The following is a 6,259-nucleotide window of genomic DNA, read 5'->3' as shown; positions in this document are numbered from 1 at the left end:
TGGCCTATTCAGGCGCCAGATTTCTCAGGCTGAGCCGCATAAAAAAGGGCGAACCCACCAAGGTTCGCCCTTTTGCATGCCTTGCGAGTCAGCTCAAAGCTTGGCTTGCAGCAACGCCTCCAACTTCTCCTGGTCCCGGGCGAACTGACGGATGCCTTCAGCCAGTTTCTCGGTCGCCATGGCGTCCTCGTTGGACAACCAGCGGAATTGCGCTTCGTTGAGGCTCAGGCGCGCTTCTCCAGCTTGCCCAGGCGCCAGTTTGCGTTCCAGCTTGCCTTCATCGGCGGCCAGTTTTTCCAGCAGCTCAGGGCTGACGGTCAAGCGGTCGCAACCGGCCAACTGCTCGATCTGGTTGAGGTTGCGGAAGCTCGCGCCCATGACCACGGTCTTGTAGTCGTTGGCCTTGTAGTAGTTGTAGATGCGCGTCACCGACTGCACGCCCGGGTCGTCCGCGCCGGTGTAGTCGTTGCCGTTGGCTTTCTTGTACCAATCGTAGATACGGCCCACGAACGGCGAGATCAGGAATACCCCGGCATCGGCACAGGCGGCGGCCTGGGCGAAGGAGAACAGCAGCGTCAGGTTGCACTGGATGCCTTCGCGCTCCAGTTTCTCGGCGGCGCGGATGCCTTCCCAGGTCGAAGCGATCTTGATCAGGACGCGGTCTCGGCCAATTCCGGATTTTTCGTACAGGTCGACCAGACGATGCGCACGCTTGAGCATGGCTTCGGTGTCGAACGACAGGCGTGCATCCACTTCGGTGGAGATGCGCCCCGGAATCACTTTCAGAATCTCCTGGCCCACTGCGACGCCAAAGCGGTCGCTGGCCAGGCCTACGTCGCCCTTGCAGTCCGCCACGCAGGCGTTCAGCAGCTCGGCATAACCGTGCATTGCCGAAGCCTTGAGCAGCAGGGAAGGGTTGGTGGTGGCGTCGACGGGCTTGATGCGGGCGATGGCTTCGAAGTCGCCAGTATCGGCCACGACGGTAGTGAACTGCTTGAGTTGTTCCAGCTTGGAAGTCATGAGCGTGCTCTGTCCTATGGGTCCGTTGACATTACCCGAGGGCCGGCAGCCACTCAAGGGCGTGAAGAGGTATCGATGGCCCCAGCGGCAACAACCTGGAAACGGCTGTTTGAATGGCCGGGGCAACTGTCGGTAGATACGATGCCAAAACCGCGCGCAGGTTCAAAGCAAGTGACGGTTAACGCCCTTCAAGCAACTGCCCCGCCTGGTCCAGCAGCGCCAGCGGATCCTTGGTCTTGTGGATATCCACCGATAACAACTGCCGGAATCGTCGCGCCCCGGGGAACCCGGTGCCCAGTCCCAACACGTGACGGGTGATGTGGTGCATGGCACCGCCGTACGCCAAGTGATCGGCAATATACGGCCGCAGCTTTGCCAAGGCCTCGGCCCGAGTGATGATGGGTGCAGTGCTGCCAAACAACTGCTGATCCACTTCGGCCAGCAGATACGGGTTGTGGTAGGCCTCGCGACCCAGCATCACACCGTCAAACGTCTGCAGATGCTCGTGGCAGGCCTCCAACGTCTTGATCCCACCGTTGAGCACGATTTCCAGCTCAGGGAAATCCGCTTTCAACCGCGCTACCACGTCGTAACGCAGCGGCGGGATGTCGCGATTCTCCTTCGGCGACAACCCCTCCAGGATCGCAATCCGCGCATGCACGGTAAAGCTCGTGCAGCCGGCGTCACGCACCGTCCCGACGAACTCGCACAATTGTTCATAGCTGTCGCGACCATTGATCCCGATCCGATGCTTCACCGTCACCGGAATCGACACCGCATCCCGCATCGCCTTCACACAATCAGCTACCAGCGCTGGATGCCCCATCAGGCAGGCACCGATCATGTTGTTCTGCACCCGATCGCTGGGGCAGCCAACGTTGAGATTGACCTCGTCGTAACCGTGTTCCTGGGCCATTCGGGCGCAGGCGGCCAAGTCACCGGGGACGCTGCCGCCCAGCTGCAGGGCCAGCGGATGCTCGGTTTCGTGATGGCGCAGGAAGCGTTCGTGATCGCCGTTGAGCAACGCGCCGGTGGTGACCATTTCGGTGTAGAGGAGGGCGTGTTTGGAGAGGATGCGTAGGAAGTAGCGACAGTGGGCGTCAGTCCAATCCATCATCGGGGCCACGCTGAAGCGGCGGGACACGGATTGCTGTGAAGTTTCTTGAAGAGGCATGGGAATCTGGAGGCGAATGCGAAGGGCGCACAGTTTATCAGGTATGTGACGGCAGCGAATGCAGTCGGGCCTGATCGGTGAATGAGGCAGTCCGTTACCTCACTGCGTCATGCCTATGCTGAAAACGGATTGGCTGCTGATTTCCACCAGGCTCAGTGCTCCGTCGGAAAAGGAGCAGCCAGTGTCCACATAGACAACGTTGCCGAGGCGCGTGACGTTTGGGACCGATGAATGTCCCACGTAGAGTTCGTGGATGCCCTCGATAGGCTTCGAATCTTGCTGTTCGATTCTGTCCCGGGCATACAAGGCTTCCGCCAAGGCTTGTTGTTGAACCTGCTTTCCAAGTGCCCCGGTAATGGCGTCTTTCGCACCTTGCCAATCATTATTCAGCCCGAAAAACGGCGCTTGGGCATGTACGATTCCAATCGTTTTATTAGCCGATAAGTCGATTTCGATAATGAGCGGAAGTGCTTGAAGGGCTTTTAGAAGTTGGTCTTGGATGGCCGGGTCCAACTTATAGAGCCAGGCTCCGCCGTTGCGGATGTGCCTGGGTTTGTCTCCGTGGCCGCAGATGCCGTCGATCACCATTTGTTCATGGTTGCCGCGTACCGCGTGAAACCAGGGTTTTCCAAGCCAATTCAATACATCTTCGGAGTCGGGGCCGCGATCGATGAGGTCGCCTACGGAAAAAATCCGGTCTATTTCGGTATTGAATTCGAGGTTGTCCAAGGCCTTCGCCAAAAGCTTGAAATGCCCATGTACGTCGCCCACGACAAAATCTCGGCCTTGCTCGTTTGGGGGGAAGGAGACAATCCGGTACATACGGAGGGTTTCGGCTGGGTTGGCTGGCACGGAATGTATCACTTAAGCGAGGAAGTGCAGATAACTTATGGTCGGGATTGTATCGGCTGTCCAATGCACTTCTTGAAAACCGTTTCCATAGGCTCGAGTACGCAGTTATAGGCCGCGATATTGGCGCTGATCCATTCGTCTTTTTCGATGCCCCACCAACTGATTTCGAAACCGGCGTTCATGATGAGGTGCTCGAACAGGATGCGCTGGGCGCGGCCATTGCCTTCGCGGAAGGGGTGAATGGCGTTGATATCGGAATACGCATCCGCCACGGCCACGATCAGTTCTGCTCGGCCCATCCCCTCGAACCAGTTCGCCGCTGCCATCCTGGCAAAGATTTTGTCGGCTTCCTTTTCCATGTATTCGGGTTGGCAGAAACGCGTGTCCTGCTTGGCCATGCCGACGGTTCGCAACTGTCCGGCCCATTCGAACAAGTCGGCGAACAAGGCGCGATGGATATTCTGGAGGTAAGCCAGACTGTAAGGAGGAGGAGTGAATTCGACGTTGCTTGCCGCGATGGCCGAGAGTTGTTGTTCGGCTTCGCCCAGGGTGGGTTCGTCGCGGATATTGAGCTTGTTGCGCAGGACCGTGGAGCCGGGATAACAGTAGGCGTCCTCGCCGACGCCATATTTGTCCGGCATCAGGCTCGGGTCTTGGTGAAGGTTTTCAAGACATCTTCACGGGAAGGCAGCTTGCGTTCGCCGTCCTCGAAAGACACTTTGAAACCTTCCAGGCGCAGGCTGGCCGCGTAGTTGGACCGGCGCGTCCTGGCCGCGTAGGCCTTTTTTGTTTCAAGGCTGACAGTGCCCATGGGGTTGGACCTCGAATCGCGTGAATGACCGGATTATAGCCCATCGTGGTGCCGATGAATCCACCAGTCGCTCTCTGCTCGTTGGCTGGATTGACCAGCGGAGCTTGCATCGCTATCAATCTCCAAATACTGTGTATGCATACAGTGTCTGAGGGTCTTTCATGGAGCTTATCGCCAAGCTCGGCATTCTTGCCGACGCCGCCAAATATGACGCGTCCTGTGCCAGCAGTGGTGCTCCCAAGCGAAGTTCGCGTGGTCGGGACGGGCTTGGGGCCACGGATGGCATGGGGATCTGCCATAGCTATACGCCGGATGGACGCTGTGTATCGCTGCTCAAGGTGTTGTTGACCAATTTCTGCTTGTACGACTGCCAGTACTGCGTCAACCGTCGCTCCAGCAACGTGCCGAGGGCGCGTTTCACACCCGAAGAAGTGGTTCGGCTGACCCTGGACTTCTACCGTCGCAATTGCATCAGCGGTCTGTTCCTGAGCTCCGGCATCATTCGTTCGGCCGACTACACCATGGAGCAACTGGTTCGGGTGGCGCGGCTGTTGCGCGAGGAGCATCACTTTCGAGGCTACATCCATCTCAAGACCATCCCCGACGCGGATCCGCTATTGATCGAAGAGGCCGGGCGGCTGGCCGATCGCCTGAGCGTGAATATCGAATTGTCCTCCGAGGTGAGCCTCAAGCGCCTGGCGCCGGAAAAGCAGTTGAAGACGATTCGCCAGGCCATGGGCACCATCCACGACGGTCTACAGGCAGTGGCCGGCGAACCGCGGGCGCCTCGCTTTGCCCCAGCCGGGCAGAGCACCCAGGTGATCGTTGGGGCGGATGCCACCGATGACCACACCATCCTCAGCAATGCCGAGTCGCTCTATCAAGGCTACGGATTACGGCGGGTCTATTATTCGGCCTTCAGCCCGATCCCCGAAAGCCCCGCCAGCGTGCCACTCGCCGCGCCACCCTTGCTGCGCGAGCACCGGCTCTACCAAGCCGACTTCCTGATGCGTGGCTACGGCTACAAGGCGGGCGAGCTGTTGACTACGTCCAGCAACCTGGACCTGGACATCGACCCCAAGCTGGCTTGGGCGCTGGCCAATCGCGATGTGTTTCCACTCGACCTCAACCGTGCCGAGCCGGCCTTGCTCGCGCGTATTCCCGGCATCGGCCTGCGCAGCGTGCAACGCCTGGTGGCACTGCGCAGGGAACGGCGGATTCGCTACGACGACCTGGTGCAGTTGCGTTGCGTGTTGGAAAAGGCCCGTCCGTTCATTGTGACCAGCGATTACCGACCCGCTGACGGCCAGGTGCGCAGCGGCTTGCTCCGAGCGCGCTTGCGCGATCCGCAGCGGCCTGTGCAAATGGGGCTGTGGGCATGATTGCGCTTGATTGCGACGACGATTTCACCACATGGCGTAATCAGGCCAGAACACTGTTGGGCCACGGAGTCGACCCCAGCGACGTGACCTGGGCCCAGGGTCCCATGGCTGACCTGCTGGCAGTGCCGGCGGCATTGCCGCAAGGCCCTGGACCGTTCCAGACACGCGTCCCGGCGGGTCTGTTGGGACAATTGGAACAGGCCAGCCGCTACCAGGGCGAACAACGCTGGAGCCTGCTGTACGAAGTGCTCTGGCGCGTCGCCCATGGTGATCGCACCGCTATGCTCGCCGGTGATCGATTGGGCAGCGAGCTGCAACGGCGCATCAAGCAGGTCAGTCGCGAAGCCCATCACCTTCATGCATTCGTGCGTTTCATACCCTTGCCGCCTGCGGTCGCTGAACAACTGCTACTGGACCTGGTGGCTTTCCACCAGCCGGCCCACGACATCCTTGAAAGCGCGAGCGGGCATTTTGCCGAGCGATTGGGCCGACAACGCTGGCTGATCGCAACGCCCCGCGACGGCATTCGTTTCGATGGGCATTCGCTGGACTACCAGCGCCGTTGCCCCGAGCAATGGCAGCAATGGGCCCGCCACGCCGAAGACCCCGGCGCGGAATTGTGGCGCACCTATTATCGGCACATCTTCAACCCGGCGAGGCTCAACCCCACCGCGTTGCGCCAACACATGCCGGGGCGGTTCTGGAAGCACTTGCCGGAAGGGGATTTGATTCCGCAGTTGGTGGGGCAGGCGCGGCAGGGGAAGCAGAGGGATGGGCAGGCTCTGGAGGTGGGGGAGAAGGTAGGGAAGCGGATAATTGTGGGCAGCTAGCGCTGGATTGAAACAGTGCCTCTAAATGGATCCCGATTTCTCACGTCATACCGATGCCTTGGCTTTGCCGGGCTTAGGTGCATCCATCAATTTTCTTCATTCACGGCTAGCCGTTTTTTCAGATATCAAGGCCTGACGCAGCAGACGGTTAATGACTGTTTGATATCCGGTGGCAGCGCTTTCGGCGTAT

Annotated in this window: 7 protein-coding genes; 2 read left to right on the top strand and 5 right to left on the bottom strand. The window is 59.5% G+C overall.

The window, feature by feature from the left end; translation table 11 throughout:
* Positions 1–93: 93 nt before the first annotated feature.
* The 5 genes from tal to OC610_RS18965 form a co-directional block, all read right to left on the bottom strand.
* Complete coding sequence (gene tal, locus OC610_RS18985) at positions 94–1,020, bottom strand: transaldolase (RefSeq protein WP_264429828.1); 927 nt, start codon at positions 1,018–1,020, stop codon at positions 94–96.
* A gap of 178 nt (positions 1,021–1,198) precedes the next feature.
* Positions 1,199–2,194, bottom strand: coding sequence for a tRNA dihydrouridine(20/20a) synthase DusA (dusA, locus tag OC610_RS18980; protein ID WP_264429827.1), 996 nt, complete (start codon positions 2,192–2,194; stop codon positions 1,199–1,201).
* Positions 2,195–2,293: 99 nt separating this feature from the next.
* On the bottom strand, positions 2,294–3,016 hold the full coding sequence (locus OC610_RS18975) for a metallophosphoesterase (RefSeq protein WP_264429825.1): 723 nt from the start codon (positions 3,014–3,016) through the stop codon (positions 2,294–2,296).
* A 65-nt stretch (positions 3,017–3,081) separates the two neighbouring features.
* Positions 3,082–3,687, bottom strand: a complete 606-nt coding sequence (locus OC610_RS18970) for a putative adenosine monophosphate-protein transferase Fic (RefSeq protein ID WP_264429824.1) — start codon at positions 3,685–3,687, stop codon at positions 3,082–3,084.
* Positions 3,687–3,857 (bottom strand): YhfG family protein, encoded by a 171-nt coding sequence (locus OC610_RS18965; RefSeq protein WP_085987050.1) that lies wholly within the window; start codon positions 3,855–3,857, stop codon positions 3,687–3,689. Before OC610_RS18965 ends, OC610_RS18970 begins: the two co-directional genes overlap by 1 nt.
* Before the next feature lie 161 nt (positions 3,858–4,018).
* Between OC610_RS18965 and OC610_RS18960 the strand changes: the two genes are divergently transcribed.
* Positions 4,019–5,239 carry a putative DNA modification/repair radical SAM protein gene (locus OC610_RS18960; RefSeq protein WP_264429823.1) on the top strand — a complete coding sequence of 407 codons (1,221 nt, stop codon included), beginning with the start codon at positions 4,019–4,021 and terminating at the stop codon, positions 5,237–5,239.
* On the top strand, positions 5,230–6,069 hold the full coding sequence (locus tag OC610_RS18955; RefSeq protein ID WP_264429822.1) for a TIGR03915 family putative DNA repair protein: 840 nt from the start codon (positions 5,230–5,232) through the stop codon (positions 6,067–6,069). Before OC610_RS18960 ends, OC610_RS18955 begins: the two co-directional genes overlap by 10 nt.
* Positions 6,070–6,259: the final 190 nt, after the last annotated feature.

Source organism: Pseudomonas agronomica (genome assembly GCF_025917275.1).
GTDB lineage: Bacteria > Pseudomonadota > Gammaproteobacteria > Pseudomonadales > Pseudomonadaceae > Aquipseudomonas > Aquipseudomonas agronomica.
This window is presented reverse-complemented; position numbering and strand designations above follow the sequence as displayed.